The sequence below is a fragment of the Desulfoplanes formicivorans genome (genome assembly GCF_001748225.1).
In the GTDB taxonomy this organism is placed as follows: Bacteria; Desulfobacterota; Desulfovibrionia; order Desulfovibrionales; family Desulfomicrobiaceae; genus Desulfoplanes; species Desulfoplanes formicivorans.
This window is the reverse complement of record NZ_BDFE01000004.1, coordinates 155,281-177,957: the sequence shown is the minus strand read 5'-3', so window position 1 is coordinate 177,957 and position 22,677 is coordinate 155,281. Positions and strand designations below refer to the sequence as shown.

At 51.5% G+C, this 22,677-nt stretch carries 37 protein-coding genes; 31 read left to right on the top strand and 6 right to left on the bottom strand.

What is annotated here, in order from left to right:
• Nucleotides 1-4 precede the first annotated feature (4 nt).
• The 31 genes from fusA to DPF_RS01075 all read left to right on the top strand — a co-directional run bounded on the left by fusA (nucleotide 5) and on the right by DPF_RS01075 (nucleotide 17,906).
• Nucleotides 5-2,077, top strand: a complete 2,073-nt coding sequence (fusA, locus tag DPF_RS01210) for an elongation factor G (protein ID WP_069857041.1) — start codon at nucleotides 5-7, stop codon at nucleotides 2,075-2,077.
• Nucleotides 2,078-2,162: 85 nt separating this feature from the next.
• Nucleotides 2,163-2,471, top strand: coding sequence for a 30S ribosomal protein S10 (gene rpsJ / locus DPF_RS01205; protein WP_069857040.1), 309 nt, complete (start codon nucleotides 2,163-2,165; stop codon nucleotides 2,469-2,471).
• A gap of 20 nt (nucleotides 2,472-2,491) precedes the next feature.
• On the top strand, nucleotides 2,492-3,124 hold the full coding sequence (gene rplC, locus DPF_RS01200; RefSeq protein WP_069857039.1) for a 50S ribosomal protein L3: 633 nt from the start codon (nucleotides 2,492-2,494) through the stop codon (nucleotides 3,122-3,124).
• An 11-nt stretch (nucleotides 3,125-3,135) separates the two neighbouring features.
• On the top strand, nucleotides 3,136-3,756 hold the full coding sequence (gene rplD / locus DPF_RS01195) for a 50S ribosomal protein L4 (protein WP_069857038.1): 621 nt from the start codon (nucleotides 3,136-3,138) through the stop codon (nucleotides 3,754-3,756).
• 1 nt (nucleotide 3,757) lies between these two features.
• Entirely contained in the window at nucleotides 3,758-4,048 is a 291-nt protein-coding gene (gene rplW / locus DPF_RS01190; RefSeq protein ID WP_069857037.1) for a 50S ribosomal protein L23, read from the top strand.
• 2 nt (nucleotides 4,049-4,050) lie between these two features.
• Complete coding sequence (rplB, locus tag DPF_RS01185; protein WP_069857036.1) at nucleotides 4,051-4,881, top strand: 50S ribosomal protein L2; 831 nt, start codon at nucleotides 4,051-4,053, stop codon at nucleotides 4,879-4,881.
• An 8-nt stretch (nucleotides 4,882-4,889) separates the two neighbouring features.
• On the top strand, nucleotides 4,890-5,174 hold the full coding sequence (gene rpsS, locus DPF_RS01180) for a 30S ribosomal protein S19 (protein WP_069857035.1): 285 nt from the start codon (nucleotides 4,890-4,892) through the stop codon (nucleotides 5,172-5,174).
• Between the two features lie 3 nt (nucleotides 5,175-5,177).
• Nucleotides 5,178-5,510 (top strand): 50S ribosomal protein L22, encoded by a 333-nt coding sequence (gene rplV, locus DPF_RS01175; protein ID WP_069857034.1) that lies wholly within the window; start codon nucleotides 5,178-5,180, stop codon nucleotides 5,508-5,510.
• A 12-nt stretch (nucleotides 5,511-5,522) separates the two neighbouring features.
• On the top strand, nucleotides 5,523-6,161 hold the full coding sequence (gene rpsC, locus DPF_RS01170; protein WP_069857033.1) for a 30S ribosomal protein S3: 639 nt from the start codon (nucleotides 5,523-5,525) through the stop codon (nucleotides 6,159-6,161).
• The gene (gene rplP / locus DPF_RS01165; RefSeq protein ID WP_069857032.1) at nucleotides 6,161-6,571 is read left to right on the top strand and encodes a 50S ribosomal protein L16; all 411 of its coding nucleotides are present in this window, start codon (nucleotides 6,161-6,163) and stop codon (nucleotides 6,569-6,571) included. The genes rpsC and rplP overlap by 1 nt, the downstream gene beginning before the upstream one ends.
• A 1-nt stretch (nucleotide 6,572) precedes the next feature.
• A complete protein-coding gene (rpmC, locus tag DPF_RS01160; protein WP_069857031.1) occupies nucleotides 6,573-6,767 on the top strand; it encodes a 50S ribosomal protein L29 in 195 nt (64 codons plus the stop codon).
• A 3-nt stretch (nucleotides 6,768-6,770) separates the two neighbouring features.
• Entirely contained in the window at nucleotides 6,771-7,037 is a 267-nt protein-coding gene (gene rpsQ, locus DPF_RS01155; RefSeq protein WP_069857030.1) for a 30S ribosomal protein S17, read from the top strand.
• Nucleotides 7,038-7,046: 9 nt separating this feature from the next.
• Nucleotides 7,047-7,415, top strand: a complete 369-nt coding sequence (gene rplN, locus DPF_RS01150) for a 50S ribosomal protein L14 (RefSeq protein ID WP_069857029.1) — start codon at nucleotides 7,047-7,049, stop codon at nucleotides 7,413-7,415.
• An 8-nt stretch (nucleotides 7,416-7,423) separates the two neighbouring features.
• A complete protein-coding gene (gene rplX, locus DPF_RS01145) occupies nucleotides 7,424-7,747 on the top strand; it encodes a 50S ribosomal protein L24 (RefSeq protein ID WP_069857028.1) in 324 nt (107 codons plus the stop codon).
• 9 nt (nucleotides 7,748-7,756) lie between these two features.
• A complete protein-coding gene (gene rplE, locus DPF_RS01140) occupies nucleotides 7,757-8,296 on the top strand; it encodes a 50S ribosomal protein L5 (RefSeq protein WP_069857027.1) in 540 nt (179 codons plus the stop codon).
• 12 nt (nucleotides 8,297-8,308) lie between these two features.
• The gene (locus DPF_RS13620) at nucleotides 8,309-8,494 is read left to right on the top strand and encodes a type Z 30S ribosomal protein S14 (RefSeq protein ID WP_083254385.1); all 186 of its coding nucleotides are present in this window, start codon (nucleotides 8,309-8,311) and stop codon (nucleotides 8,492-8,494) included.
• A 15-nt stretch (nucleotides 8,495-8,509) separates the two neighbouring features.
• The gene (rpsH, locus tag DPF_RS01135) at nucleotides 8,510-8,893 is read left to right on the top strand and encodes a 30S ribosomal protein S8 (RefSeq protein ID WP_069857026.1); all 384 of its coding nucleotides are present in this window, start codon (nucleotides 8,510-8,512) and stop codon (nucleotides 8,891-8,893) included.
• A gap of 10 nt (nucleotides 8,894-8,903) precedes the next feature.
• Nucleotides 8,904-9,440, top strand: a complete 537-nt coding sequence (gene rplF, locus DPF_RS01130; RefSeq protein ID WP_069857025.1) for a 50S ribosomal protein L6 — start codon at nucleotides 8,904-8,906, stop codon at nucleotides 9,438-9,440.
• Between the two features lie 8 nt (nucleotides 9,441-9,448).
• A complete protein-coding gene (gene rplR / locus DPF_RS01125; RefSeq protein ID WP_069857024.1) occupies nucleotides 9,449-9,805 on the top strand; it encodes a 50S ribosomal protein L18 in 357 nt (118 codons plus the stop codon).
• 12 nt (nucleotides 9,806-9,817) lie between these two features.
• Complete coding sequence (gene rpsE, locus DPF_RS01120) at nucleotides 9,818-10,309, top strand: 30S ribosomal protein S5 (protein WP_069857023.1); 492 nt, start codon at nucleotides 9,818-9,820, stop codon at nucleotides 10,307-10,309.
• Between the two features lie 8 nt (nucleotides 10,310-10,317).
• Nucleotides 10,318-10,488 carry a 50S ribosomal protein L30 gene (rpmD, locus tag DPF_RS13615; protein ID WP_083254384.1) on the top strand — a complete coding sequence of 57 codons (171 nt, stop codon included), beginning with the start codon at nucleotides 10,318-10,320 and terminating at the stop codon, nucleotides 10,486-10,488.
• Entirely contained in the window at nucleotides 10,488-10,934 is a 447-nt protein-coding gene (gene rplO, locus DPF_RS01115) for a 50S ribosomal protein L15 (protein ID WP_069857022.1), read from the top strand. Before rpmD ends, rplO begins: the two co-directional genes overlap by 1 nt.
• 6 nt (nucleotides 10,935-10,940) lie before the next feature.
• Nucleotides 10,941-12,245: a preprotein translocase subunit SecY gene (gene secY / locus DPF_RS01110; protein ID WP_069857021.1), complete on the top strand. Its 1,305-nt coding sequence runs from the start codon at nucleotides 10,941-10,943 to the stop codon at nucleotides 12,243-12,245.
• 62 nt (nucleotides 12,246-12,307) lie between these two features.
• The gene (gene rpmJ, locus DPF_RS13610) at nucleotides 12,308-12,421 is read left to right on the top strand and encodes a 50S ribosomal protein L36 (RefSeq protein WP_083254383.1); all 114 of its coding nucleotides are present in this window, start codon (nucleotides 12,308-12,310) and stop codon (nucleotides 12,419-12,421) included.
• 14 nt (nucleotides 12,422-12,435) lie between these two features.
• Entirely contained in the window at nucleotides 12,436-12,804 is a 369-nt protein-coding gene (gene rpsM, locus DPF_RS01105; RefSeq protein ID WP_069857020.1) for a 30S ribosomal protein S13, read from the top strand.
• Nucleotides 12,805-12,820: 16 nt separating this feature from the next.
• Nucleotides 12,821-13,210, top strand: a complete 390-nt coding sequence (gene rpsK, locus DPF_RS01100) for a 30S ribosomal protein S11 (protein ID WP_069857019.1) — start codon at nucleotides 12,821-12,823, stop codon at nucleotides 13,208-13,210.
• A gap of 13 nt (nucleotides 13,211-13,223) precedes the next feature.
• Entirely contained in the window at nucleotides 13,224-13,850 is a 627-nt protein-coding gene (rpsD, locus tag DPF_RS01095; protein ID WP_069857018.1) for a 30S ribosomal protein S4, read from the top strand.
• 15 nt (nucleotides 13,851-13,865) lie between these two features.
• Complete coding sequence (locus tag DPF_RS01090; protein WP_069857017.1) at nucleotides 13,866-14,909, top strand: DNA-directed RNA polymerase subunit alpha; 1,044 nt, start codon at nucleotides 13,866-13,868, stop codon at nucleotides 14,907-14,909.
• A complete protein-coding gene (gene rplQ / locus DPF_RS01085; RefSeq protein WP_069857016.1) occupies nucleotides 14,899-15,336 on the top strand; it encodes a 50S ribosomal protein L17 in 438 nt (145 codons plus the stop codon). Before DPF_RS01090 ends, rplQ begins: the two co-directional genes overlap by 11 nt.
• Before the next feature lie 80 nt (nucleotides 15,337-15,416).
• Nucleotides 15,417-16,331, top strand: a complete 915-nt coding sequence (locus DPF_RS01080; RefSeq protein WP_069857015.1) for a selenium metabolism-associated LysR family transcriptional regulator — start codon at nucleotides 15,417-15,419, stop codon at nucleotides 16,329-16,331.
• 27 nt (nucleotides 16,332-16,358) lie between these two features.
• The gene (locus DPF_RS01075; RefSeq protein ID WP_176724131.1) at nucleotides 16,359-17,906 is read left to right on the top strand and encodes an ASKHA domain-containing protein; all 1,548 of its coding nucleotides are present in this window, start codon (nucleotides 16,359-16,361) and stop codon (nucleotides 17,904-17,906) included.
• A gap of 90 nt (nucleotides 17,907-17,996) precedes the next feature.
• On the opposite strand, the gene DPF_RS01070 is transcribed toward DPF_RS01075, so the two are convergent.
• From DPF_RS01070 to DPF_RS01045, 6 genes are all read right to left on the bottom strand, one after another.
• A complete protein-coding gene (locus DPF_RS01070; RefSeq protein ID WP_083254382.1) occupies nucleotides 17,997-18,383 on the bottom strand; it encodes a DUF3568 family protein in 387 nt (128 codons plus the stop codon).
• Between the two features lie 48 nt (nucleotides 18,384-18,431).
• Nucleotides 18,432-20,144 carry a single-stranded-DNA-specific exonuclease RecJ gene (gene recJ, locus DPF_RS01065; RefSeq protein ID WP_083254381.1) on the bottom strand — a complete coding sequence of 571 codons (1,713 nt, stop codon included), beginning with the start codon at nucleotides 20,142-20,144 and terminating at the stop codon, nucleotides 18,432-18,434.
• A 51-nt stretch (nucleotides 20,145-20,195) separates the two neighbouring features.
• Nucleotides 20,196-21,017 carry a tetratricopeptide repeat protein gene (locus DPF_RS01060; RefSeq protein WP_069857012.1) on the bottom strand — a complete coding sequence of 274 codons (822 nt, stop codon included), beginning with the start codon at nucleotides 21,015-21,017 and terminating at the stop codon, nucleotides 20,196-20,198.
• Nucleotides 21,014-21,727 (bottom strand): orotidine-5'-phosphate decarboxylase, encoded by a 714-nt coding sequence (gene pyrF, locus DPF_RS01055; RefSeq protein ID WP_069857011.1) that lies wholly within the window; start codon nucleotides 21,725-21,727, stop codon nucleotides 21,014-21,016. Before pyrF ends, DPF_RS01060 begins: the two co-directional genes overlap by 4 nt.
• A gap of 74 nt (nucleotides 21,728-21,801) precedes the next feature.
• Nucleotides 21,802-22,413: a guanylate kinase gene (gene gmk, locus DPF_RS01050; RefSeq protein WP_069857010.1), complete on the bottom strand. Its 612-nt coding sequence runs from the start codon at nucleotides 22,411-22,413 to the stop codon at nucleotides 21,802-21,804.
• Nucleotides 22,406-22,672, bottom strand: coding sequence for a DUF370 domain-containing protein (locus DPF_RS01045; protein ID WP_069857009.1), 267 nt, complete (start codon nucleotides 22,670-22,672; stop codon nucleotides 22,406-22,408). The genes gmk and DPF_RS01045 overlap by 8 nt, the downstream gene beginning before the upstream one ends.
• Nucleotides 22,673-22,677 lie beyond the last annotated feature (5 nt).

Here is a 22,677-nt window from a genome sequence, read left to right as displayed (position 1 = left end):
TAGCGTGGCACGAGTCGTACCTATCAAAAAGCAAAGAAATATCGGGATCATGGCCCACATTGACGCGGGCAAGACCACAACAACCGAGCGTATCCTTTATTATACGGGCGTATCGCATAAGCTCGGTGAGGTTCATGATGGCCAGGCAACCATGGACTGGATGGAGCAGGAACAGGAGCGTGGCATCACGATCACGTCGGCAGCCACTACCTGTTTCTGGGATGACCATCGGATCAATATCATTGATACTCCCGGGCATGTGGACTTTACCGTGGAAGTTGAGCGTGCACTGCGCGTTCTCGACGGGGCTGTAGCCGTCTTTTGCGCGGTAGGAGGGGTCGAGCCTCAGTCCGAAACCGTATGGCGCCAGGCCGATCGGTACAAGGTTCCCCGTATTGCTTTTGTCAATAAGATGGACCGGTCAGGAGCCGATTTTTTTCGGGTTGTGGGGATGATCTCCTCACGTCTCAAGGCCAAGCCGGTTCCTTTGCAGATTCCCATTGGCAGCGAAGAAGCTTTTGAGGGCGTTGTGGATCTCATCCATGGCAAGGCCCTGATTTTTGACGAGCAGTCCATGGGAAAGAACTACGAATTTGTCCCCATCCCCGAAGAATTGAAGGATGAGGCCGAGCAGTGGCGTCAGTCGCTGATCGAGGCCGTGGCTGAGGAAGACGAGACCTTGCTTGACCGCTATCTTGAAGGTGAAGAGATCAGCCCCGAGGAACTTGGGGAGGCGGTACGCAAGGAAACGATCAATCTGAGCATCTGTCCTGTTCTTTGTGGATCCGCCTTCAAGAACAAGGGCGTTCAGCCCCTGCTTGACGCCATTGTGTCCTATCTTCCTTCGCCCGTGGACATTCCGGTTATGGTCGGTCATGCCCCGGATTCCGAAGAGCAGATCGAATGTCCCTGCGAGGACGATGCTCCTCTGGGAGCGCTGGCCTTCAAGCTCATGGCCGATCCCTTTATCGGGCATCTGACCTTTTTGCGCATTTATTCCGGCAAGATCGTTGCCGGTACAACGGTGCTCAACGCCGCATCCGGCAAGAAGGAGCGTATCGGTCGATTGCTCAAGATGCACGCCAACAAGCGTGAGGAGATCAAGGAAGCCTACGCCGGGGACATTGTTGCGGCTGTCGGTCTGAAATATACCGCCACCGGTGAGACCTTGTGCGCACAGGAACGTCCTGTGCTTCTCGAGTCCATTGATTTCCCTGATCCGGTCATCGAGGTTGCCATTGAGCCCAAGACCAAGTCCGACCGCGATTCCCTGAGCCAGGCCCTGCAGAAGCTGGCCAAGGAAGATCCTTCCTTCAGGGTGAAAAGCAATGATGAAACCGGACAGACCCTTATTGCCGGCATGGGCGAGCTGCACCTTGAGATCATTGTTGATCGCCTCACCCGCGAGTTCGGGGTGGACGCCAATGTGGGCCAGCCTCAGGTTGCCTATCGGGAAACCATAACCAAAGCGGTCAAGGAAGATCTCAAGTACGCCAAGCAGTCGGGTGGTCGTGGTCAGTACGGGCACGTGGTCATCGAGGTCGAACCCCAGGAGCCCGGTAAGGGCTACGAGTTCGAAAACAAGATTGTCGGTGGCGTCATTCCCAAGGAATATATTCCCGCCGTGGACAAGGGTATCCAGAATGCACTGACCAGTGGTGTGCTTGCGGGATTCCCTGTGGTCGATATCAAGGTCCGTCTTGTGTACGGATCCTACCATGATGTGGATTCTTCCGAGCAGGCATTTTACATTGCCGGTTCCATGGCCATCAAGGAAGCCTGCAGAAAGGCCGGAGGCGTCATCCTGGAGCCGATTATGTTCGTGGAGATCCTTACTCCCGAAGAATATCTCGGAGACGTCATGGGTGATGTGAACGGACGCCGCGGCAAGGTGAGCAACATGGAAGCCCGCATGGGAACGCAGATCATTCGTGCCTACATCCCCTTGAGCAACATGTTCGGATATGCCACGGATCTTCGGTCCAAGACCCAGGGGCGTGCCACATATTCCATGCTGTTCGATCATTATGAAAAAGTACCGTCTTCTGTTGCTGAAGAGCTTTTGAAAAAGATCTAGGAGCATCGTGAAGAGCACGGGGGATGGGACCCGCGTGCGCCCACAAGGCCAAACCGGTTTATTCGCAACATTTAGGAAAACTGTCATGAATAGCGATAAAATTAGAATCAAACTAAGGGCGTATGATTATCGTATCTTAGATAAAGCCGTAGCTGAGATTGTTGACTCGGCCAAGAATACCGGTGCCAGCATCGCAGGCCCCATTCCCTTGCCGACCAGAATTCACAAGACCACGATTCAGCGCTCCGTGCATGTGGACAAGAAATCTCGCGAACAGTTTGAAATCAGAATCCACAAACGGCTTCTTGATGTCCTCGAACCAACACAGCAGACCGTTGATGCCCTTGGCAAACTCAATCTGCCTGCCGGCGTCGATGTCGAAATCAAGCTTTAGTCGCGAAAAGAGAGCAAGCCATGAAAAAAACATTGGGCCTTATCGGAAAAAAACTGGGTATGACACGCATCTTTGCGGATGACGGGACAGTGGTTCCCGCAACCGTCATCGAGGTCGGTCCCTGCCCGGTGATCCAGAAAAAGGTTGAAGAAAAGGATGGATACAATGCCATCCAGGTTGGGTTCGAGCCCATTGCCTCCCACAGGCTGAACAAGCCGAAACGGGGGCATCAGCTCAAGGCTGACTGCGGTTTCTATCGATATCTCAACGAGTTTCGAACCGAAGATGTCGATAGTTACGAGGTCGGTCAAACTATCACCGCGGATATTTTTTCTCCCGGGGAACGGATTGACGTGCGTGGAACATCCAAGGGCCACGGATTTGCCGGTCCCATGAAACGTTGGAATTTTGGCGGAGCTCCTGCATCCCATGGTCATGAAAAGGTCCACCGGGCAACAGGTGGTATTGGTCAGTGCGCCTACCCCGGGAAGGTTTTCAAGGGCAAAAAGATGGCCGGGCAGATGGGTAACAAGAATGTGACCTCTCTCAACCTCGAGGTTGTTGATGTCAGACCCGAGGATAACCTGGTGATCATCCGGGGGCAGGTACCCGGTCCGAAGAAGGGCGTCGTCCTTCTTCGCAAGAGGAGTTAAGGAGAACTGCTATGGCAATGGCAAAAATATACAACCAGGAAAAGAATGTCGTCGGCGAGATGGATCTGACCGATGATATTTTTTCTGTTGAGGTAAAGCCGGAAATCCTGCACTTTGTTGTGCGGGCCTTTCGGAATGCAAGGCGTGCAGGAACCGTTGGTGTGAAAAACCGTGCCCTGATCCGTGGGGGAGGAAAGAAACCCTGGCGGCAGAAGGGGACGGGACGTGCTCGTGCCGGCTCGGTTCGTTCACCCTTGTGGAAGGGTGGTGCCGTGGTTCACGGTCCCCAGGCAAGGGATTACTCGTTCAAGGTGAACAAGAAGATCCGGCGGTTGGCCCTGAAAATGGCGTTGACCTCCCGTTTTGTTCAGGATGACATGCTCATTGTTGACAAGCTGGATCTCAATGAAATCAAGACCAAAGCCTTTGTGGGATTGCGCGAGCGACTGGGCCTGAAAAAAGTCTTGATTGTTGTCCCCGAAGAGTATAAAAACCTTACCCTTTCAGCCCGCAATGTTCCCGGTGTCCAGGTTACGACCCAGGATGCATTGAATGTTTATGATATATTACGGCATCCTCAGCTCGTGATGGAGCAGGGTGCCGTTGAAAAGCTTCAGGAGAGGTTACAGTAAGATGGAAAATACACAGGTTCTTATCAAACCGCTGCTCTCCGAAAAAACCACCCTGATGAAAGAACAGGATGAAAAGATCGCTTTTTACGTGCATCCTCGGGCATCCAAGCATGACATTTCCAAGGCGATCGAGGAACTTTTCAACGTCACTGTGCAGTCGGTCAATGTTGTCAAGTACAGACCCAGGGTCAGAAAGAAGATGGGTCGTGCCGTCGGCAGGATTCCAGGTTGCAAAAAGGCCTATGTCAACCTGTCGCCAGGTGATAAAATAGATTTTTTTGAAGGGGTGTAGGAATGGCTGTACGCAAATTGAAACCTACCTCACCAGGTAGGAGAGCACAGACGGTATCTACCTTTGAAGAGATCACTCGGTCGCAACCTGAAAGGTCGCTTACTCGAGGGATTTCCACAACAGGTGGCCGCAACAACTATGGACGGGTTACCTCGCGGCGTCGTGGCGGCGGCAACAAGCGTCGTTATCGCATGATCGATTTCAAGAGACAGAAGCTTGATATCCCCGCCAAGGTCGCTACCATCGAGTACGATCCCAACCGAAGTGCCCGCATTGCCCTGCTCCATTATGCCGATGGCGAAAAGCGCTATATTCTTGCCGCCAACGGGATGAAGGTGGGCGATACGGTCATTGCTGGTGAAAAGGCCGATATTACCACAGGGAATGCCTTGCCTTTGGCCAAGATTCCCCAGGGAACCATCGTTCACAACATCGAACTGTATCCCGGCAAGGGTGGGCAGATGGCCCGATCGGCCGGAACCTATGCCCAGCTGGTGGCCAAGGAAGGCAAGTATGCCTTGTTGCGGCTTCCTTCGGGTGAGGTTCGCAGGGTCCTGGCGGCAAACATGGCCACTATCGGCCAGGTCGGCAACCTTGACTATGAAAACATCAGTATCGGTAAGGCCGGTCGTAATCGTTGGAAAGGCAAGCGTCCTGAAGTACGCGGCGTTGCCATGAACCCCATTGATCATCCGCTTGGTGGTGGTGAGGGCCGCAGTTCCGGTGGTCGTCATCCTGTCACTCCCTGGGGTAAGCCTACCAAGGGATACAAGACCAGGAACCCCAAGAAGCAATCCTCGCGTTTGATCGTTAAACGCCGTGGCCGGAAGTAGGAGATAACATGCCAAGATCATTGAAAAAAGGTTTTTTTGTTGACGATCATTTGCTGGCCAAGGTTGATCGGGCCGTCAGGGATAACAGTCGTCAGGTGATAAAGACCTGGTCGCGGCGATCGACCATTATCCCGGAAATGGTCGGGATGACCTTCGCTGTGCACAACGGCAAACAATTTGTTCCCGTCTTTGTTACCGAAAACATGGTTGGCCACAAGCTGGGTGAATTTTCTCCCACGCGGACGTTTCGGGGACATGCCGGTGACAAAAAAAGCCAGGTAAAAGGAAAGTAGTCCATGGAAGTGAAAGCAACCGCCAAATATATGCGGATTTCAGCGCAGAAGACCCGGCTTGTCGCAAGAAATATCAGCGGGAAAACTGTGGAGGATGCCATCAACATCCTCAAGTTTACACCCAAGAAAGCCGCAAAGGTAATTTTGAAGGTATTGGATTCTGCTATTGCTAATGCTGAAGCCAATACAGGGCTGGATGTTGATAATCTTTTTGTCAAGCGGGTCATGGTAAACGAAGGACCCACTTGGAAGAGGATTCAGCCAAGGGCAATGGGCCGAGCTTATCGCATTTTCAAGCGTACAAGCCATGTTACCGTAATTGTTGATGAGCTATAGGAGGACATTGCCTTGGGTCAGAAGATACATCCATATGGATTCCGTTTAGGATACAACAAAAACTGGCTTTCACGCTGGTTTGCAACCAAAGAGTATCCCAAATTTGTGCATGAGGACAAGAAGCTGAGGAGCTATATCAAGAAAAAGCTCTATCACGCCGGAATTTCGAAGATTGAAATTGAACGCGCAGCTGACAAGGTCCGGTTGATTCTTTTTACTGCCAGGCCGGGCATTGTTATCGGGCGGAAGGGTGTTGAGATTGAAAAGCTTCGTGCTGATCTTAGAAACAAATTTTCAGGTGAATTTTTGATCGAAGTCAACGAAATTCGCCGACCTGAAGTTGATGCCCAACTTGTGGCTGAAAACATCGCCATGCAGCTCGAACGTCGGGTTGCCTTTCGTAGGGCGACCAAGCGAACCATCACCATTGCCGAAAAGTTCGGTGCCCAGGGAATCAAGGTTTCCTGCTCCGGCCGGTTGGGCGGTGCTGAAATCGCCAGAACCGAATGGCAGCGAGAAGGTCGCGTTCCCCTGCATACGTTGCGTGCCGATATCGATTACGGATTCGCTCAGGCCGCAACTACTTATGGAGTTATCGGCGTCAAGGTGTGGATCTACAAGGGTGATATTTTAGATGAGGGTCGTCGATAATGCTGAGTCCAAAGAAAGTTAAATTCAGAAAGCAGCAAAAAGGCAGGATCAAGGGACAGGCATCCCGTGGGAATCTTGTTTCCTTTGGCGAGGTTGGCCTGAAGGCTCTTGAAAGTGGCAAACTGACCAACCAGCAGATCGAATCCGCTCGTGTTGCCATGATGCGTCATATCAAAAGGGGCGGAAAGGTCTTTATTCGCGTGTTTCCTGACAAACCCATTACCTCCAAGCCCGCTGAAACCCGTCAGGGAAAGGGTAAGGGAGCGCCGTGCGGATGGTGTGCTCCGGTTCGCCGAGGCAAGGTTTTGTACGAGATCAAGGGGGTCGATATCGAGTTGGCCAAACGTGCACTGAAGTTGGCGTCTTACAAGCTGCCATTCAAGACCCAAATCGTTGTTAAGGAGTCCTGATATGAAAGCTTCCGAAATGAGAACATTCGATGTCGACAAGCTTCATGAGAAGTTGACGGAGTATCGTCAGGAGTTGATGAATCTTCGCTTTCAACATGCCACTGCCCAGCTCGAAAACACGCAGCGTATTTCCAAGGTCAAGAAAAACATCGCCCGTATTCTGGGTGTCCTTGGCGAAAAAGAGATGGAGAACTAGAACATGGCTACAAGCGAACAGAAGGCCAACAAGAGACGCATGACGGGCTTTGTCGTGAGCGACAAGAACGATAAGACCATTGTCGTCAGAGTTGAGACACTCATCAAGCATCCTGTCTTGAAAAAATACATCCGTCGCAGGAAAAAGTTCATGGCCCACGATCCGAAGAATGAATGCCGGGTCGGTGACAAGGTCCAGATTGTAGAACACAGACCTCTGAGTGCCAATAAGCGTTGGCATCTTACGAAAATTATTGAAAAGGCTCTTTAGGGGATAAGGATGATACAAGTACAATCAACTCTTGATGTAGCTGATAATTCAGGTGCAAAGAAGGTCTGCTGTATCAAGGTTCTTGGAGGGAGCCATCGCCGCTATGCCAGTGTCGGTGATCTCATTGTCGTTTCCGTCAAGGAAGCGATGCCCCACTCCAAAGTCAAAAAAGGCGATGTCATGAAGGCTGTCATTGTCCGGACCAAGAAGGAAATCGGTCGTCCCGATGGTTCTTATATCCGGTTCGACAATAACTCCGCTGTCATACTCAGCAAGAACCTTGACCCAGTAGGAACACGTATTTTCGGCCCCGTGGCCAGAGAATTGAGAGCCAAAAATTTCATGAAGATCGTGTCCCTGGCGCCTGAGGTTTTATAGGATTTACTATGAAAACCAGGAAAATTCATAAAGACGATACTGTGATTGTCCTTGCAGGAAAGGACAAGGGAAAGACAGGAAAGGTAAAGAAGATCTTCAAGAACAAGGATCTTCTCCTTGTTGAAAACGTGAACATGGTCAAACGCCATGTCAAACCCAACCCGTACAAGAATGAACAGGGTGGGATCGTAGACAAGGAAGCCCCCCTGCATGTTTCGAACGTCCAGCTTATATGTGAATCCTGCACCAAACCAACCAGGGTTGGTTACAAGATAGCTGATGGCGGAAAAAAAGTTCGTTACTGCAAGAAATGTAACGAAGTGATGAGTTAGGGGACTATAATGACGCGACTGAGTGAAATTTATACAACAAAAGTAGCCCCGGAATTGAAAAAGGAATTTAATTATTCCTCAACAATGCAGGTACCCGGTCTGAAGTTTGTTTCATTGAACATGGGTCTTGGCGAAGGTAGCCAGGATAATAAACTGATTCAGGATGCTGCAAAGGAATTGAGCTTGATTGCTGGTCAGAAGGCTGTTGTGACCAGGGCCAAAAAGTCTATCGCTGCGTTCAAACTGCGTGAGGGCCAGCCCATTGGGTGCTGTGTTACATTGCGTCGGGAGAGAATGTGGTATTTTCTTGACAAGCTCTTGAATGTTGCTCTTCCACGGGTGAGAGATTTCCGCGGGATACCTGACAAGGGTTTTGATGGAAGGGGAAATTTTACCCTTGGGATCAAGGACCACACGATTTTCCCTGAAATCAACATGGATGATGTTGACCGAGTGAAGGGCATGAACATTACCATTGTGACTTCCGCAACCACCGACAAGGAAGGCAAGCGTTTGTTAGACTTGCTCGGTATGCCTTTCAAGAAATAAAGGAGGAGTATTTTGGCAAAGACATCATTAAGGGTCAAAGCGAAGCGGAAGCCAAAATTTTCGACACGCAAATATAACAGGTGCCCTTTGTGCGGGAGGCCGCGTGCCTACATGCGTAAATACGGGATCTGCCGCATCTGCTTCCGCAACATGGCTTTGGCCGGTGAGCTCCCCGGCGTCCGTAAATCTAGCTGGTAAACGAGGAATGTGCATATGTCAGTAGTAGATCCAATCGCAGATATCCTGACCAGAATCCGCAATGCACAAATGGCGCTCCATGAGACAGTGTCTGCCCCGCTGAGTAAAACCAAGGCAGCCATGGTCGCCATTTTCAAGGATGAGGGATATGTTCAGGATTATGAAATCACGGATAATTCCATTGATATCCGTTTGAAGTATCATGAAGGGCGGCCGGCATTTTCCGGTCTCAAGCGTATCAGCAAGCCAGGCCGTCGCGTTTATGTCGGCAAAGCGGATATCCCGGCTGTTCAGAATGGCCTTGGCATCTGTATCCTTTCCACCTCACAGGGTATCATGGAGGGCGGCAAGGCCAAGGAATTGGGAATCGGCGGAGAACTCCTCTGCGAAATCTGGTAGTGAGGAAACTATGTCAAGAATTGGTAGAAAGCCGATAGATGTTCCCAAGGATGTAGATTTGAACGTCAAGGAACACTTGGTAGAGGTAAAAGGACCAAAGGGGACCTTGACGGTTGATCTTCATGAAAAGATCCATGCCGAGCTGGTCGATGGCAGTGTGACGCTGTCTCGCGACGATGATGAAAAAACCAGCAAGTGCCACCATGGACTGTGTCGCTCTTTGATCCACAATGCCATTGAAGGCGTTTCAAAAGGGTTTGTCAAAGAGCTCGAACTGGTCGGTGTTGGATACAAGGTCAACCTCAAGGGCTCTGATCTCGAACTTAATGTTGGTTACTCCCACCCTGTGCATTTTACGCTTCCCCAGGGAGTTGATGGCAAGGTTGAGGGTAACAAGATTTCCCTGTCCGGATGTGACAAGCAGTTGGTTGGCGAAACAGCCGCTCAGATCAGAAGGGTCCGTCCTCCGGAGCCGTACAAGGGCAAGGGGATCAAGTATGTTAACGAACAGATCCGCCGCAAGGCCGGCAAATCCGGCGCTAAGTAGGTAAATCGATGAAATCTAGCAAGAGACAAGCGAGATTAAAAAGAAAAATCCGTATCCGGAAGAAAATTTTCGGTACCGCAGAGAGACCGCGTCTCGTGGTATTCCGTTCGAACAAGCATATCTATGCCCAGCTGATCAATGATGATGCCGGTACCACACTGGTTTCCTCTTCTTCCTTGGCCATGGACGAATTCAAGAACGGTAGCGCCAATATCGAGACCGCCAAGGTCATTGGCAAGCGCATTGCCGAAGAAGCCTTGAAGCAGGATATTTCTGCCGTTGTTTTCGACAGGAACGGGTATGTATTTCATGGTAAAGTCAAGGCTTTTGCAGACAGTGCACGCGAAGCCGGTTTAAAATTTTAATAGAGGTCATTCATGCAGCCAACCGAGAGCGAATTTATCGAAAAAGTCGTTTATCTCAACAGGGTCGCCAAGGTTGTCAAGGGCGGTCGTCGCTTCAGCTTCAGTGCACTTGTCGTCGTAGGAGATGGAAATGGGAGCGTCGGGTATGGTCTGGGTAAGGCCAATCAGGTTCCCGATGCCATTAAAAAGGCTTCCGATCGTGCCAAGCGCGCCATGAAGAAGATTTCCCTCATCGAGGGGACCATCCCTTACCAGACGACCGGGATCTTTGGTGCTGGTCGTGTCCTGCTCAAGCCTGCCTCCAAGGGTACCGGCATCATTGCTGGCGGACCCGTGCGTGCCATCATGGAAGCTGTTGGGGTGCACGATATCTTGACCAAGGCTATTGGCACGAACAACCCACACAATGTATTGCGAGCCACCTTTGCCGGTCTCGAAGGACTTCGGGGGGCCGAGGAAGTGAGCAATATTCGTGGGAAGAAAATAACCATCACTCGCAAATAGGTGTTTTCATGATCAAGGTCAGACTTGTCAAAAGTATTATCGGGTGCAATCCACGACAAAGAAAGACTGTCAGGGCTCTGGGACTCGGCAAGATCGATTCCACCAACGAGCTTCCGGATAATTCCTGTACACTGGGAATGATTAAACGTGTTCGTCATTTAGTAGAGGTTGTAAAGTAATGAATTTACATGAACTGTATCCATATCCAGAGCAGCGTGCCCAGCGCAAACGTGTCGGCCGCGGTTCTGCCACTGGTCAGGGATGTACCAGCGGAAAGGGAAACAAGGGACAGAATGCCCGCTCCGGTGGTGGAGTTCGCCCTGGTTTTGAAGGCGGACAGATGCCTTTGCAGCGTCGGCTTCCCAAGCGTGGTTTCAAGAATCCCTTTCGTGTGAAGTATCAAACCATCAACCTGTATCAGATCAGCCGTCACTTTCCCGAGGCCACCGAATTGACCCTGGATGATCTGTATACATGTTCCTGTTGCAACAAGAACGCTCCCATCAAGATTCTTGCTGATGGCGAACTTTCCGGTCCCGTGACCATTACTGCGCATGCCTTTTCCAAGAAAGCTGCGGAAAAGATCACTCAGGCCGGGGGCAAAGCCACGGCACTTGAAGGATAGGTCATTATGTCGGCATCAATGAATAGCGGCGTTCAGGAACTTAAACGAAGATTACTGTTCACCTTTCTCTTTCTGGCAATTTATCGGGTGGGCATTCATTTGCCCATTCCGGGTGTTGATGGAAATGCCCTGTCCGATTTCTTTGCCAATGCTCAGAACACGTTGTTCGGCCTTTTCGACATGTTTTCCGGTGGTGGCCTGCGGAATCTCTCGGTCTTTGCCTTGGGGATCATGCCCTATATTTCGGCTTCGATCATCATTCAGCTTTTGACCGTGGTCAGCCCGGATCTCAAGCGGCTCAGCAAGGAAGAAGGCGAGGCAGGCCGGAAAAAAATCACCCAGTACACCAGGTATGGTACCGTTCTCATCACCCTGGTACAGGGACTTGGCATTGCCATTGGACTTGAAAGTATGTCCAGTCCCACCGGGGCTCCCGTTGTCCTGGCTGCGGGATGGTCGTTTCGGATCATAACGATCCTGACATTGACGGCCGGAACGGTTCTGATCATGTGGCTTGGGGAGCAGATCACTGAAAATGGCGTTGGCAATGGTATTTCCCTGATCATTTTTGCCGGTATTGTCTGCCGTTTTCCTGCTGGTCTGTTCAACTCCATCCGTTTGATGGGTACCGGCGAGATCAGCGTGTTTGTGGCTCTTTTCGTTCTGGTGGTGATGGCTGCTGTTTTGATTGGCATTATTTATGTGGAGCGCGGGCAACGCAGGATTCCGATCCAGTATGCCAAGAGAATGATGGGCAGAAAATTGTATGGCGGGCAGAGCAGCCATTTGCCTCTTCGGGTGAATACTGCCGGAGTCATCCCTCCGATTTTTGCTTCTTCCATTCTCATGTTTCCCGCAACAATTGCCAATTTTTCCAATGTGCAATGGTTGAAGCAGTTTTCTGCCATCTTCAGTCCTGGTTCCCTGGTCTACAATCTGTTTTATATCACCATGATTGTTTTCTTCTGTTTCTTCTACACAGCGATCATTTTCGATCCCAAGGACATTGCTGAAAACCTGAAGAAACAGGGAGCTTTCATTCCCGGGATTCGGCCCGGGGTCAAAACCAAGGAATATATTGACAAGGTCCTTGGCCGTCTCACATTTTGGGGCGCCATTTATGTGTCTGTTGTCTGTATTTTCCCAATGCTTCTCATCAGGCAGTTCAATGTGCCTTTCTATTACGGCGGAACTGCCCTGTTGATCGTGGTTGGTGTGGCAATGGATACGATGAGCCAGGTGCAATCCTATTTGATTACCGGTCAATACGATGGACTCATGGCCAAGGCCAAGATCAAGGGAAGACGTTAAGACGTCGTTTGTAATGTGATCGTGAGACTACGGATTTGTCGGAAATATATTTTGGGGGAATTATGAAAGTTCGACCATCAGTCAAGAAGATCTGTCCCAAGTGCAAGGTTATCAAGCGAAAGGGAACGATCCGTGTCATTTGTGAAAATCCAAGACATAAACAGAGACAAGGCTAGTGTAGGGGGATGTTGTGGCAAGACTTGCAGGTATTGATCTACCAAAGAATAAACGACTTGATATCGCGTTGACCTATATCTACGGGATTGGTCATACGACAGCGCTCAAGATTTTAGACGCCACCGGGACCGATTGGACCAAGAAAACCGACGACCTCACTGCCGATGAAATCAAGAAAATTCGTATTGAACTCGAAGATAACTACAAGGTTGAAGGCGATCTGCGTCGTGAAGTAACCGCCAATATCAAGCGACTCATGGATATTGGATGTTATCGTGGTTTAAGGCATAGAAGAGGCCTGCCTGTGCGTGGTCAAAAGACCAAGACAAACGCCCGCACAAGAAAAGGCAGAAAACGTGTTGCTGTAGGTCGCAAAAAGTAAAGAGTGAGGAGAAGGTATGGCAAGGCCTCAGAAGGGTATGAAAAAAAGGGAACGCAAGAACATTCCCACCGGTATTGTGCATATAAGCGCAACTTTTAATAACACCATTATTACGTTTACAGATAATGTAGGCAATGTGGTCAGCTGGGCGAGTTCCGGAACCTCCGGTTTCAAGGGCTCCCGGAAAAGCACTCCCTTTGCGGCACAGAAGGCAGCCGAAGTTGCTGCAAAACGTGCTCAGGATCATGGGATGCGTACGGTCGGCATCTTTGTAAAGGGACCTGGTGCGGGTCGTGAATCCGCCATGCGTGCCATTCATGCCGCAGGGATGAAAGTGACTTTTATTCGTGACGTCACCCCCATCCCTCACAATGGCTGTAGACCACCCAAGCGGCGCAGAGTTTAAGGAGGATTAGAAATTGTCTAGATATACAGGTGCAAAATGCAAACTTTGCCGGAGGGAAGGCGAAAAGCTTTTTCTCAAGGGTGATCGTTGTTACACTGATAAATGTGCTTTTGAAAGGCGTTCCTATCCTCCGGGAGAGCACGGCAAGATGCGTCGCAAGCCCACGGAATATGCCATTCAGCTTCGCGAGAAGCAGAAGGTTCGCCGCATGTATGGTGTTCTGGAAGGTCAGTTCAGACACTACTTCAAGGTCGCTGAATCCAAGAAGGGCATTGCTGGTACCAACCTGTTGATGCTTCTTGAGAAGCGTATCGACAATGTTGCGTACAGAATGGGATTTGCCAATTCCAGGAATCAGGCGCGGCAGCTCGTCCGTCACGGCCATTTCATGCTTAACGGACGCAAGGTCACTGTTCCTTCCATTCAGCTCAGGGAAGGAGATGTCCTTGAAGTGTGCACCAAGAGCAAAAACAGCCTTGTCATCAAGGAAGCGCAAGAGGTTGTTGCCCGTCGAGGCGTACCAGCATGGCTTGACGTCGATGTCACGGCACTCAAGGGTACTGTCAAGGCCCTGCCTGTGCGTGATGATGTTACCTTCCCGATGAATGAGCAGCTGATCGTCGAATTGTACTCCAAATAAAAATAGGTGTTTTCTATGACGGAAACCAGCAGTGAAAGACCTGTGAACGTGCGTAACTGGTCTGAACTCGTCAAACCCGACCGGATCGAACGTGATGACAAATCCGGCGCTACATATGGAAAGTTCATATGTGAACCCTTGGAAAGGGGCTTCGGTACAACCATAGGGAATTCCTTGCGTCGAATCCTGTTGTCCTCGCTTCAGGGTGCTGCCATTGCCGCTTTGAAAATCAATGGAGTTCAGCATGAATTTTCCACGATTCCGGGGATAGTTGAAGACGTTACGGACATCATTCTCAATTTCAAGCAGATCAAGTTTGCTTCATCAACGAGCGAACCCCAGCGATTGCAGCTTGTTGCCAATGATGTCGGCGAGGTAACCGCTTCTGCCATCCAGGAGAACCAGAATATCAAGGTGCTCAACCCTGACCAGCATATCGCCACCCTGACCGAACCCATCGATTTTGTTGTTGAGATGGAGGTTCGCATGGGCAAGGGGTATGTCCCGGCTGAAATGCATGAGGGCTTGGACAACGAGATCGGCATTATTCCCCTGGACTCGAGTTTTTCTCCTGTCAAAAAAGTCGCGTATCATGTGGAACAGGCTCGCGTCGGCCAGATGACCAACTATGACAAGCTGATCATGGAGATTTGGACGGATGGTTCGGTATCGCCCGAGGATGCCCTGGCGTACAGTGCCAAGATTCTCAAGGAACAGCTGGCCGTGTTCATCAATTTTGATGAAGGAACGGCTGATGTCGATCACAAGAACGTTTCCGCCACTCAGGAAATCAATCCCAATCTTTTCAAGAGTATTGAAGATCTCGAGCTTCCGGTTCGTGCGAGCAATTGTCTGAAGAGTGCTGGTATTCATCTTGTTGGTGAGCTTGTTCAGAAGACTGAAAGTGAAATGCTCAAAACCAAAAATTTCGGTCGCAAATCACTCGAAGATATTCGCCGTGTTCTCGAATCCATGAATCTTGAATTCGGGATGAAAAACGATAATTTTGAAGAAATGTACCAGGAATGGATGAAGAGGTCAGAAGAAGATGAGGCATAAAAAAGCAGGCAGGAAACTCAACCGTACCATGGAGCACAGAAAGGCCTTGTTCAGGAACATGTCTAGGTCTTTGCTGGTTCACGAACGGATACGGACGACATTACCCAAGGCCAAGGAACTCAGAAAGTTTGTTGAACCCCTGATCACCCTGGCTCTGAAGAATGATTTGAAATCACGTCGCGAGGCCTACAAGGTTCTTGGCAGTCATCAGCTGGTACAACGCCTTTTTGATGAGATTGGACCGAGATTTGCTGATCAGCCTTCAGGTGGTTATACACGTATAGTCAAGTTCAGCCAGCCAAGGATGGGTGATGCCGCACCCATGGCCCTTATCGAGCTGAATGTGAGGGCGGTCGAGCCGGTTGCGGACGAAGAAGAGCAGCCCGAGAAGACCGAAGAAGTGGAAGAGACAACTTCCGAGGCATAGGTGACGAAAAAAAAGGCAGAGTACTCTGCCTTTTTTTCTGTTTTTTAAAATCGATAAACCTGATCCAAATTATTGCCAAAATGGATATACGACGTCTTGAAGCGTTTGCCAAGGTCTATGAAACGCGGAGCTTTTCAAAGGCTGGTAAAAAATTATTTCTTTCCCAGCCTACCATCAGTTCCCATGTGGCTCTTCTGGAGGACGAACTGGGCATTCTTCTGTTTGATCGTGTCGGACGCAATGTCCTGCCGACCCAGGCCGCCGAGATCCTGTACGGTCGAACAAGGAGTATTTTTCATGTCCTGGACATGGCTCGCGCAGAAATTGACCTTCTGCGGCAAACCATCTCCGGTCCGATCATCCTCGGAGGCAGCACCATACCGGCTGATTACATTCTGCCCCCCATGCTGGCCAAGTTCATGCGCACCTATCCTGAAGTGCAGATCGATTTGCGAGTGGGTGATACTGGCGGGGTCATTGATATGGTCCGTCAGGGCGAGGTTATGCTTGCCATGGTCGGTTCGGCAGCGGATTGCAATGATCTCGCCTTTGTTCCCCTCCTGGAAGATGATCTCGTCCTCATTGGAACCGAAAAACTGATCCACGCGGTCAGCCAGGGGGATGCTCACACCACGCTGTGCAGCGTGCCATGGGTCATGCGTGAGCCCGGATCAGGAACCCGCAGAGCTCTCGAGTCCGCACTGAAGAGTGTTGATCTTGGCGTTGACGATCTGCGTGTCGGTATTCAGGTGCAGAACACCCAGGCCATGCTTGGTTGTGTGCTTGCTGGGATGGGTATTTCAGTGACTTCGCGAATGGTTGTTGATCCCTATGTCAAGCGCGGAGAAATGGGAGTGGCTTCCATTCCCGGGTTCACCATGTCGCGAACGTTTTATCTTGTGTACAATCAAAAACGTGAGCTTTTCCCGGCAACCCGCGCGTTGCGTGATTTTCTGGTCAATGATCTGTCCCTTTCTCAGCTGTCTGCATCGTGATGCGATGCGCGCAACAGGATATTTGGTGTGCTATACGTTACAAGCGGGAAACAAACTCATTCCTATCCCATCCATGCGGGAGCCACCCTTGCCCAGAATCTGTTTGCGGCCGGTTTGTATCAGGGACGTCCCCTGTGCGCAGGGCTTGGAGCGTGCGGACGTTGTCGAGTTCTGTATCTATCAGATCCTCCCGCTCCTGACGATGTGGAGGTCAACGTGCTCTCCACCCGTCAGCTTACAGCAGGGTGGCGCCTTTCCTGCAGACATCTTCCTGTGCCCGGCACGAGTATACGCATTGCCCACGATTCCCTGACCACTCCTGCGTCCGGGGATGATGTTTCCTTGTACACGGAGAGTTGGGACCGCCTGGCCATTGATATTGGAACTACTGCCATCAAGTGGCAGGGTGTGCAACCGGGTTCGTCTACCTTACATTACGGACACCTGCTCAATCCCCAGGTGGGTGCCGGGGCCGATGTCATGGCCCGGATGGCCTTTGCTCAACTGGGCCCGGCCATGTCCCTTTGTTTGCAGCAGTGCCTGATCACAAGCATCGAAAGACTGGTCGGGAGGAAGGATATCTCTCGCCCGGCTGTTGTGGTCACCGGTAACAGCGTCATGATCTACTCGCTGCTGGGACGTTCGTTTCAGGGATTGGCCGCGTCTCCCTATGCCTTGACCTATGCAGGTGGCGCCATGGCCACCCTGACGAGGCAGCATGCATCAAGTTCCCTGCAGGTTTATATCCCCCCCCTGTTGGCGCCCTTTGTGGGAGCGGACATTGCCTGTGGCCTGGCCCATATTCTGGGCCACTATCCAGTGAGCGAGCTTTTTCCGTTTATTCTTGCCGATTTCGGAACCAATGGCGAGTTTGTTCTTGCTTTGGGTCCTGACAACTATTGGGTGACCAGCGTTGCCATGGGACCTGCTTTGGAAGGAATCGGCCTCACCCGGGGCAAAATCGCGTCTTCCGGGGTTTGTACCGGGTTTACACTGACCCGGGACGGCTTGTGTCCGGCTGGCGGGAGTATTGGACACGGCATTTCTGGAACAGGATATCTTTCCCTGGTGAGTCTGCTTCGGCGTACCGGCGTGCTGGATGATACGGGTTTGTTCACCCGACCAGGTCATCTGGTGGGCCAGCGCATCGAGAACATGGTCCAGCACAATGCCTCAGGCAAGGCCTTGGTTCTGGAAGGCAAAACCATTCTAACTGGAAGGGATGTTGAAGAGATCTTGAAACTCAAGGCATCGTGCAATTACGCCCTGAAATCTCTTCTTGGCCATGGTCGCCTCAGGACAAATGCCGTCAGAAAGGTCTTTGTATCCGGAGCACTGGGTGGGAATCTTCGACCGCTGGAACTGGTTGACCTGGGTTTTTTCCCCACATCCTGGGAGAAAAAGATCTGTTTGGCAGGCAATACCGCCCTCAAGGGAGCATGGGATCTGCTGGTGGATAAGGATGCCCGTACCCGAGTGCAAGGTTTGCAAGGACATGTACAAAGCCTTGATTTACCGGCTCAGGATGATTTTGCCCGCGGATATGTTGCCAAGATGCGCTTTGGGTATTGTTAAGAAGTGAGTTGCGCCCTAAGCAGCAAGGGGGATACAGACATGACAGTCTGTATCCCCCTTGCTGCTTAGGAGCACACCATGAATGGGCTGTTACAAATGATTGGCAATGGCGTCCTGAATATTGCGAGAGGCGTTTCGATCACCAAAAAGGCCAACGCGAACGGAAATCTTGGAAGTAACGTTGTTGTCGGTGCTGATCCATATCCAGAAGGGACGATCGCCATCCTTGCCGGTAATCTGGGCCCCGGAAAGATTTTTGTTTTGTTTTTCAATGACCAGACCGAGATCCTTGCACCCACTGAGGGCCGCGGCATAGGCCCGATCGACATTGACGTTTCTGGTTATGGAGACTTTGCCTTCAAAATAGGTATACGTTGCTGCGGCTCCGGCCCCTCCTGCCACAACAGCCGCACAGGAACATAAGGAACAGATCATGGCGATGCCAATCAGCATAGAGCATAGGGAACGAATGGTCATGGGTATCTCCTTGCATGGTGGTTTGGAAATATACAGAAACAAAATGGGTCAGGCAAAAAGTTCCTTGATGATCAATTCAATGCCTACCAGTCCCCTATAGGTTGTCAGTTTGGGTGTAAAGGCTATACGAACGCGGGCACCCTGAGGCTGTTGATAATGCCGGGTAGAGCCTTGTCGCCAGGCCAGGGCACGAAAGGTGATATTGGATGATTCATCCCGGAGTTCAAAGGCCAGGTGGCGGTTGCGACTGAAAGGCTTGACGCTGCGCACGGTAACCACGGGGGAAAGAAATACAGGTCGCGGGTTGGCTGGGCCAAAGGGCTGCAGTGATTCGATTTCGGCAAGAAGAACCGGTGTGATGTGGTCAAAGGGCACTTCGGCGTCAATCTTGATTTTGGGACGGGGCAAAGCGGCTCCATGGCACTGCTCGGATACAGCGGCATTGAAGCGTTCTCTGAAGGCTGCCAGGTTGTCGGGATGGACGCTGAGACCGGCTGCCATGACATGACCTCCGAATCCTTCCAAAAGGTCCTCACATGCCTTGAGACAGGTAAACAGATCAATTCCCGGGACACTCCGACCTGATCCCTTGAGCACATCTCCCTGATCGGAAAGAAGGATGGTGGGGCGATAGGTCTGTTCGGTCACGCGGGATGCAGCAATGCCCAACACCCCCTGATGCCATGCGGGGTCGAACAAGACATGGCCAAAGGACTGGTCGTTTTCTGCAAGCAGTTCCAAGGCCTGATCGACAATGTGTTGTTCAATGGTCTTGCGCTGGGCATTGAGCTTGTTCAGGCGGTTGGCCAATGGCTTGGCCGTGTTCGCAGAATCGGCCATGAGCAGATCAAAAGCGGTCCTGGCCGTGTCCAACCGACCGGCCGCATTGATGCGCGGGGCAAGTCCGAATCCGACATCACCGGAGCCGATAGAAGCGCCGCTTTCCAGGGAACAGGCTCCCTTGAGGGCGGCAATACCGGGACGATCGTCTGATTTGAGAACAAGAAGGCCGTTTTTCACCAGAATCCGGTTTTCGCCGGTCAGGGGGACAATATCGGCAATCGTTCCCAGGGCTACAAAGTCCAAAAGTGGACGGATATCAATGGGAGGGGGAAGAATCCGGTTGAGGGCGGCCATGAGCAGAAAGGCCACGCCGACTCCGGCCAGATGGGGGCACGGACAGGCTTGGAGTTGGGGATTGAAGATGCCGTCTGCAGCCGGAAGGACGGGCCCCGGGAGGTGGTGATCCGTGATGATGACGGTCATGCCCAGGGATTTGGCAACATCCACGGCCTGGTGATCAGAAATCCCGCAGTCAACCGTTAAAAGGACTTGAATCCCGGATAGGGCAAGTTCACGTATTGCAGATCCATCAAGGCCGTATCCATGTTCGAACCGCGAAGGCAGCACAGGGATTATGGACAGATTCTTGCGTTTAAAGAAATCCGTCACCAGGGCTGTAGCCGTGACACCGTCAACATCGTAATCACCCCATACAGCAATTTTTTCCCCTTGAGCAATGTGTGCTGCAAGGCGTTCGGCAACCGGAATCAGACCCGGCCAGTTTTCCAGGGCCGAAAGATGCCGAAGTCCCGGGTCAAGAAAGCGCTGTATGGCTTGCTGGTCTCGCAGTCCGCGATTGAAGAGGATCGAGGCTGTCAGTTCGGTGATGCCGAGGTCACGCGCAAGGGAGCGGACCAACTGCTGCTCGGCAGCGCAAAGGGGAGAGGGGAACAGAATGTTGTCTGGTAATGGATGCATACGTATGCCGGGCGTCTTGGCGTGCAAGTACTTGGGCCCGGGGAAGTCGGGTTACTGCACGAGCTCTTCCATGTTCATGTTCAGATCCTGTGTTATTCTGTCGTGTAATTCTTGGGTCAGGAGATTTTTTTGGGCCATGTATTTCAGGAGTTTTTTGCTTTCAGGCATGGCTTTGTTCAATTTGAGGGACATTATGACATGTTCAACAACCCGGGGGTAATCTCCCTTTGCAAAATAGGCTCGAGCAATGTTGTAGTGAAGGTTCTCGTCATTGGCGCTCAATGTCAATGCTCGACCATAGTATTCGACCGCCTGATCAAACATGTTATTCTTGCGCAGGTTGATGCCGAACTCATTGAACAGGTGCTTGTGCTCTTCTTCAAAGGCCGCATCAAGGTTTACCAGGCGACGGAAGATGTCGTCTCCCTTTTCTTTTTCTCCCCGTTCCAGATAGGTCAGGCCCAGCCCGAAGTTGGCGCGTATGTTTTCTTCGTCAATGCGTAGGGCATTGCCGTATTCGAATTCGGCACTAAAGGTTTCGCCCCGCTTGCGGTGCCTCTCTGCTCTGGCAACGGTGCGTGAAAGCTCTCTGATTTTGGGGTACACCGTGGTCGTGTAAAATTCAGGCTCTGGAGCGAATTTGTTCAGGAATTCGTCTTTGGGGATGATTTTTTTGGGACCCGAGGGAACGTAATTGATGTTCAACGGCTGGATTTCTATTTGGTCGTTGTCCAGTTCCTGGGCAAACCAATAGGTTTTTTGCAATGTTTTGCGGGCTGTGGTTCCGGTTCCGATCTGCTTGAGACTTTGACTGGAAAAGACTCCTTTGATCTTTTCACGTTCCGGAGTCTTGTCAGATGAAGATGCCATCATGATTGTTCCTCGATTGTGTCAAGATAACGTTGTATCGTGCCAACCGGGTCGGTCGCTCGTGTGATGGGACGGCCGACAACAAGGTAACTTGACCCTGCCCTGAGCGCGGCTTTCGGCGTTGTCACCCGCTTCTGATCATCTTCTGAATCCAGATCTTTTTTCAAACGGATGCCTGGAGTGACAATGGTAAAGGGTTCTGGGCATTGCTGGCGTATCCTCTGTACTTCCTGACCTGAACAGACAATGCCGTCAAGGCCCCAGGTGCGGGCCTGATGAGCCATAGATGAAACCGTGTCCTCAAGGTTGCGTGATCGGCCTGCAACAAGGGCTAGATCATTCGAGCTCATGCTGGTGAGCACGGTTACACCGATGAGAAGTGGCGGTTTTTTTCCGGCCATGCGGGCTCCTCGAAGGGCTGCCTGGACCATGGCCTGTCCACCAGTGACGTGGATGGTCAGCATATCCGCTCCGGCTGCGCAGGCGGATGTCACTGCCCCTTGCACCGTATGGGGGATATCCATGAATTTGAGATCAAGAAAGACTTTGAATCCCAGGTTGTCGAGGGTGGATACAATCTCCGGCCCGGTGCGGCAAAAGAGTTCCAAGCCGACTTTGACCCAGCGCACATGTCCGGACAGGGTACGGGCCATGGCCAAGGCCTGTTCCCGGGAAGGAAAATCAAGGGCCACGATGAGTTTTTGGCTGGTCATGGTCTACCTAGATGGGTTTGAAGATTAACAAACATATACCCGTGTTGTCCCGCGGCGAAGGGACAGGCATGTTGTCATGTCGCAAGCAGGGTCTGCTTGAGGCCGGGCCGGTGAATAGCCCTGGCCCTGGCTGCCAGATAGACGGCTCGGAGTTCTTCATATGCGGTGTCGAGATCGTCGTTGATAATCCAGAATTCAAAGAGATCGCATTGATTGATTTCGTCCCTGGCATTGGCCAGACGCTTGGCAATCACTTCTCTGGAATCCGTGCCCCGCTTGACAAGCCGGCTTTCCAGAGCCTTGAGGGAGGGAGGGAACAGAAACACGAAACAGCTTTGGGGAAGGGTCTGCTTGAGCTGTCGCGCTCCCTGGACATCAATGTCAAAGATGATGTCCTTGCCCTGGGCCAGGATCGTCTGGGTCGCCTCAAGGGGAGTGCCGTACAAGTTGCCGTGAACCGAGGCCCATTCGGCAAAAAAATGGTTGTCGCGTCGCTGCAAAAAGGTTTTTTTGTCCAGGAAATAATAGTCCTTTCCATGGATTTCACCCGGCCTGGGCGCACGGGTGGTACAGGAGATGGAAAAGGCAAATGCAGGAAACTCCTGGCGCAGTCTGGCAATCAGGGTGCTTTTCCCGGTGCCCGAAGGGGCGCTGATGACCAGAGGCAAACCGGTACGTTCAATCATCCTGTTCGTCCTCGTTGTTGCTGCCAAAACGCTGGGCAATGGTCTCGGCCTGGATGGACGAGAGAACGCAGTGGTTTGAATCGGTGACGATGATGGATCTGGTTTTGCGTCCCTGGGTGGCGTCAATGAGCCGCCCATCCTTGCGGGAGTCCTCTCGCAGGCGGCGCATGGGTGAAGAGCTGGGATTGACAATGGCAACGACCCTGGAACTGACTACAAAATTGCCAAAGCCGATATTCAGAAGTTGCTGGTGTTTCATGGCGT

What these genes read in the sequence shown, in the direction of transcription:
- rpsJ (WP_069857040.1), top strand. Translation starts at nt 2,163, where the DNA reads ATGAATAGCGATAAAATTAGAATCAAACTAAGGGCGTATGATTATCGT.
- rplC (WP_069857039.1), top strand. Translation starts at nt 2,492, where the DNA reads ATGAAAAAAACATTGGGCCTTATCGGAAAAAAACTGGGTATGACACGC.
- rplD (WP_069857038.1), top strand. Translation starts at nt 3,136, where the DNA reads ATGGCAATGGCAAAAATATACAACCAGGAAAAGAATGTCGTCGGCGAG.
- rplW (WP_069857037.1), top strand. Translation starts at nt 3,758, where the DNA reads ATGGAAAATACACAGGTTCTTATCAAACCGCTGCTCTCCGAAAAAACC.
- rplB (WP_069857036.1), top strand. Translation starts at nt 4,051, where the DNA reads ATGGCTGTACGCAAATTGAAACCTACCTCACCAGGTAGGAGAGCACAG.
- rpsS (WP_069857035.1), top strand. Translation starts at nt 4,890, where the DNA reads ATGCCAAGATCATTGAAAAAAGGTTTTTTTGTTGACGATCATTTGCTG.
- rplV (WP_069857034.1), top strand. Translation starts at nt 5,178, where the DNA reads ATGGAAGTGAAAGCAACCGCCAAATATATGCGGATTTCAGCGCAGAAG.
- rplP (WP_069857032.1), top strand. Translation starts at nt 6,161, where the DNA reads ATGCTGAGTCCAAAGAAAGTTAAATTCAGAAAGCAGCAAAAAGGCAGG.
- rpmC (WP_069857031.1), top strand. Translation starts at nt 6,573, where the DNA reads ATGAAAGCTTCCGAAATGAGAACATTCGATGTCGACAAGCTTCATGAG.
- rpsQ (WP_069857030.1), top strand. Translation starts at nt 6,771, where the DNA reads ATGGCTACAAGCGAACAGAAGGCCAACAAGAGACGCATGACGGGCTTT.
- rplN (WP_069857029.1), top strand. Translation starts at nt 7,047, where the DNA reads ATGATACAAGTACAATCAACTCTTGATGTAGCTGATAATTCAGGTGCA.
- rplX (WP_069857028.1), top strand. Translation starts at nt 7,424, where the DNA reads ATGAAAACCAGGAAAATTCATAAAGACGATACTGTGATTGTCCTTGCA.
- rplE (WP_069857027.1), top strand. Translation starts at nt 7,757, where the DNA reads ATGACGCGACTGAGTGAAATTTATACAACAAAAGTAGCCCCGGAATTG.
- rpsH (WP_069857026.1), top strand. Translation starts at nt 8,510, where the DNA reads ATGTCAGTAGTAGATCCAATCGCAGATATCCTGACCAGAATCCGCAAT.
- rplF (WP_069857025.1), top strand. Translation starts at nt 8,904, where the DNA reads ATGTCAAGAATTGGTAGAAAGCCGATAGATGTTCCCAAGGATGTAGAT.
- rplR (WP_069857024.1), top strand. Translation starts at nt 9,449, where the DNA reads ATGAAATCTAGCAAGAGACAAGCGAGATTAAAAAGAAAAATCCGTATC.
- rpsE (WP_069857023.1), top strand. Translation starts at nt 9,818, where the DNA reads ATGCAGCCAACCGAGAGCGAATTTATCGAAAAAGTCGTTTATCTCAAC.
- rpmD (WP_083254384.1), top strand. Translation starts at nt 10,318, where the DNA reads ATGATCAAGGTCAGACTTGTCAAAAGTATTATCGGGTGCAATCCACGA.
- rplO (WP_069857022.1), top strand. Translation starts at nt 10,488, where the DNA reads ATGAATTTACATGAACTGTATCCATATCCAGAGCAGCGTGCCCAGCGC.
- secY (WP_069857021.1), top strand. Translation starts at nt 10,941, where the DNA reads ATGTCGGCATCAATGAATAGCGGCGTTCAGGAACTTAAACGAAGATTA.
- rpmJ (WP_083254383.1), top strand. Translation starts at nt 12,308, where the DNA reads ATGAAAGTTCGACCATCAGTCAAGAAGATCTGTCCCAAGTGCAAGGTT.
- rpsK (WP_069857019.1), top strand. Translation starts at nt 12,821, where the DNA reads ATGGCAAGGCCTCAGAAGGGTATGAAAAAAAGGGAACGCAAGAACATT.
- DPF_RS01090 (WP_069857017.1), top strand. Translation starts at nt 13,866, where the DNA reads ATGACGGAAACCAGCAGTGAAAGACCTGTGAACGTGCGTAACTGGTCT.
- rplQ (WP_069857016.1), top strand. Translation starts at nt 14,899, where the DNA reads ATGAGGCATAAAAAAGCAGGCAGGAAACTCAACCGTACCATGGAGCAC.
- DPF_RS01080 (WP_069857015.1), top strand. Translation starts at nt 15,417, where the DNA reads ATGGATATACGACGTCTTGAAGCGTTTGCCAAGGTCTATGAAACGCGG.
- DPF_RS01070 (WP_083254382.1), bottom strand. Translation starts at nt 18,383, where the DNA reads ATGACCATTCGTTCCCTATGCTCTATGCTGATTGGCATCGCCATGATC.
- recJ (WP_083254381.1), bottom strand. Translation starts at nt 20,144, where the DNA reads ATGCATCCATTACCAGACAACATTCTGTTCCCCTCTCCCCTTTGCGCT.
- DPF_RS01060 (WP_069857012.1), bottom strand. Translation starts at nt 21,017, where the DNA reads ATGATGGCATCTTCATCTGACAAGACTCCGGAACGTGAAAAGATCAAA.
- pyrF (WP_069857011.1), bottom strand. Translation starts at nt 21,727, where the DNA reads ATGACCAGCCAAAAACTCATCGTGGCCCTTGATTTTCCTTCCCGGGAA.
- gmk (WP_069857010.1), bottom strand. Translation starts at nt 22,413, where the DNA reads ATGATTGAACGTACCGGTTTGCCTCTGGTCATCAGCGCCCCTTCGGGC.
- DPF_RS01045 (WP_069857009.1), bottom strand. Translation starts at nt 22,672, where the DNA reads ATGAAACACCAGCAACTTCTGAATATCGGCTTTGGCAATTTTGTAGTC.